The 232-nt window shown below is 39.7% G+C and carries 1 protein-coding gene; it reads right to left on the bottom strand.

Annotated elements, in window-relative coordinates:
* Window positions 1–214, bottom strand: a 214-nt coding sequence (locus tag ACYVTD_RS19215) for a hypothetical protein (RefSeq protein WP_461249172.1), incomplete at its 3' end; no start/stop codon positions are given.
* Window positions 215–232: the final 18 nt, after the last annotated feature.

Genomic DNA, 232 nt, shown 5'->3' with positions numbered 1-232 from the left:
TAATTCCAAGCTGTCCTGAATCCTTTATAAGGGAAGAACGGCGGGGAGAAACCGGGATTGTAATTTTGGGAATATTTGACGCAAATTCCGCATTTATATGCAGTTCCTGTCCGCTTGCGGGACTAATTGGGCTAAAAAAAAATATTTTTTCTTCGGGGAAAATAAAAATAACTGAATTATCGCTTTGTAGCATCTTTTTCGGGGTTACCGGCATATTTTTTTCGTTGACGCC

The sequence above is a fragment of the Treponema sp. R6D11 genome, from assembly GCF_054786075.1.
Note: the sequence above shows the minus strand (reverse complement) of the source record. Positions and strands in the feature narration are given on the sequence as shown.